The sequence below is a fragment of the uncultured Holdemanella sp. genome, from assembly GCF_934772795.1.
GTDB lineage: Bacteria > Bacillota_I > Bacilli_A > Erysipelotrichales > Erysipelotrichaceae > Holdemanella.
This window is the reverse complement of record NZ_CAKVMR010000133.1, coordinates 1-1,516: the sequence shown is the minus strand read 5'-3', so window position 1 is coordinate 1,516 and position 1,516 is coordinate 1. Positions and strand designations below refer to the sequence as shown.

General features: G+C 31.7%; 4 protein-coding genes. 3 read left to right on the top strand and 1 reads right to left on the bottom strand.

What is annotated here, in order from left to right:
- Window positions 1-204 (bottom strand): hypothetical protein (locus Q0F04_RS11890; RefSeq protein WP_295753556.1); only part of this gene is annotated, 204 nt, incomplete at its 3' end.
- 89 nt (window positions 205-293) lie between these two features.
- Between Q0F04_RS11890 and Q0F04_RS11885 the strand changes: the two genes are divergently transcribed.
- The 3 genes from Q0F04_RS11885 to Q0F04_RS11930 form a co-directional block, all read left to right on the top strand.
- Window positions 294-632, top strand: coding sequence for a hypothetical protein (locus tag Q0F04_RS11885; protein WP_295753554.1), 339 nt, complete (start codon window positions 294-296; stop codon window positions 630-632).
- Between the two features lie 146 nt (window positions 633-778).
- Window positions 779-1,411 carry a GyrI-like domain-containing protein gene (locus tag Q0F04_RS11880; protein WP_295753553.1) on the top strand — a complete coding sequence of 211 codons (633 nt, stop codon included), beginning with the start codon at window positions 779-781 and terminating at the stop codon, window positions 1,409-1,411.
- Window positions 1,372-1,516, top strand: a 145-nt coding sequence (locus Q0F04_RS11930; RefSeq protein ID WP_366510391.1) for an NUDIX hydrolase N-terminal domain-containing protein, incomplete at its 3' end; no start/stop codon positions are given. The genes Q0F04_RS11880 and Q0F04_RS11930, both read left to right, overlap by 40 nt.

Here is a 1,516-nt window from a genome sequence, read left to right as displayed (position 1 = left end):
ACAGGCAATCCGGACAGCAGGTGATGTAGAACACGCTGGAAATGTAGTTGTGAAAATGAAAAATTGAAGTAGTTCGACAACTTCCAGTTTATCGCACTGTATATAAAAAAAATCCGTTAACTTTCTAATCCCGGAAGAAAGTTTACGGATTTTTTGTGTTTCTTGACGAGCAAACAGGGTGTATGCTGATTGCACATTGAACATAAGAATTTACTGGCAGGAAGTTTCAATCCGCTGATTATTCATATATACTTTATTCAGAAATATAAATCGGAATTTTTGGAGGAACAAACATGACAAAGAATACTATGATTTTTATTTTTTTAAACATGATATACCTTCTTATTTGGTATGCAACAAACAAAATAAGAAGCACTAAAGTGGGTAAAGAACTAGACAATGGGTTTGAATTTTACAATAGTTTAAACACTAGTGATAAAGAAAATTATTGGAAAGAAGATACTAAAATTTTAAATCTTTTCTTTGTACTTTTCATAATATCTATGGATATTTCCGTTATTCTTCTTTTTAATGAAAATAATCTTTGGATATTTTCATTAGTTGCAGGATTAATTATTTCATCAGTTGTTGCAATAATATTGAGTATTAGTCTTAAGAAGAAATACAAATAAGTGAATAAATTATAGTTTATGATCGTATAGATTAAGACGAAGCGTATTTATAAATATACCAGGCTGAGAGTTCAGTCTTTTTGTATAGTTTTCATATTTAATGGTATACTTTAAAAAATAGATAAAACCAAATTTAAGGAGTAATTATGGCTTTTGATTTTAAGAAAGAATATAAAGAGTATTATATGCCTAAAAATAAACCTGTGATTGTAACTGTTCCTGAAGCAAATTATATTGCGGTCAGGGGAAAGGGGAATCCTAATGAAGAAGGTGGAGCATATCAGCAGGCGATTGGTGTATTGTATGCGATTGCTTATACTTTGAGAATGAGTTACAAAACGGATTATAAAATTGAAGGATTCTTTGAATATGTAGTTCCACCACTAGAAGGATTCTGGTGGCAGGATGATATAGATGGTGTGAATTATGCAGATAAAGATTCATTTCATTGGATTTCAGTCATTCGATTGCCTGATTTTGTGAATGAAAAAGATTTTGAATGGGCTGTTGAAACAGCAACTAAAAAGAAAAAAATAGATTGTTCATCGGCAGAGTTTTTGACGGTTGATGAAGGTTTATGTGTTCAAATCATGCACTTAGGATCTTTTGATGATGAACCAGCTACAGTTGCACTTATGGATAAATTTTTAAAACAAAATGGATATGCGAATGATATGAATAGTCAAAGACTACATCATGAAATATATTTGTCGGATGCAAGAAAGGTTGCACCGGAAAAATGGAAAACAGTCATTCGACATCCTATAAGAAAGGTTTAGATAAATCGGGATTTGTGGAGGTGATAAGCTATATGAATGATAAATGGGTTGAGTTTGCAATTCGTATTCAAAGTATTGCTCAGGCTGGGCTTCAGTACGGGAAAG